The organism is Acinetobacter sp. 228 (genome assembly GCF_048147885.1).
Window position 1 is genome coordinate 1 of sequence record NZ_JAYWYV010000545.1, and the last position, 1,077, is coordinate 1,077.

Annotated in this window: 1 protein-coding gene; it reads right to left on the reverse strand. The window is 34.2% G+C overall.

Annotated elements, in window-relative coordinates; genetic code table 11:
- Positions 1-16: 16 nt before the first annotated feature.
- Complete coding sequence (locus VXQ92_RS20645; protein ID WP_080591875.1) at positions 17-1,045, reverse strand: transposase; 1,029 nt, start codon at positions 1,043-1,045, stop codon at positions 17-19.
- Positions 1,046-1,077 lie beyond the last annotated feature (32 nt).

The window sequence follows — 1,077 nt, forward strand, 5'->3', positions numbered from 1 at the left end:
TAGGACTTACGCACTATTATTTATAGATTTTCTGTGGCAGCAGATGATTCTTATCGAGAATAAATTCATCAATAAAGTTCTTGATAATTGGTCTAAATAATTTCTTCTGCCAACGATATACATTTTCAAAGATCCGCTCAAACTGGTTCTTTTGTATCTCAACATAGGCCATCAAGGCTGAGAAAATATGATTCAAAATCAGCTTGGATCGTCTTACTTGAAACTTTTCAATATGACAAACCTGTTTAATTACTCGATGATATTGTTCTATTTTCCAATGACTTGAATGTAATTCATAAAAACCATCAAAGGACAATAAATCATCTTCATCTTGATGCACAATATAAAATCTCTGCTGTTCTTTTAACTGAGTCTTAAATAATTGTACAAAGCCAACATCTTTGAGCCAGACCACTTGACCCTGATGAAAATTCGGCAATAAACGGAGTTGAAACCATTGTCCTTTTTCAGGGGAAACCTTACGGTTACTGTCGACACCAAACATAAATCGAATACCATGTTTTCTTATGGTTTTTAGATTTTCAGTCGATGAATACCAACTATCACCTGTAATGAATTGAATCTTTGCACCCCAATCGAGTACTTCACTTAACATCTCCATAAAGTAATCATTCTTGGTTTTACTTTCTGACTTATCATAAATTCGAAAATTAATTGGAATATTTTTGCCATGTTGATCTGTCGCATACAAGGTAATGAGATTAATACCCTTGACGGATCGGTGGTGTTTACCTGACCAAAAATAGCTAACTAAGTCCATATGTTGACTATATGGCTTATCTAAAACAGTATCATCAATACTGACTATAAGTTTATTATTATCAATGTGTTGAATTGCTTCTTGATATAGATCGTGAGCTGTGTAGTCTTCACGCTCCAAAAAGCGATTTACACTGTCATGCGAGATATTATAAGTCTCGGCAAGTTGTGTGCAGCTAATAGAGTTTGGTTCTGTCATGAGAAAGCCCATATAAATGGGTAATGTACAAGTTGCTGTAGAAGCATGTTTAGTTCGTCTGATCACAGATACGTTATAAAGTAGTTTGAGACTTTTTT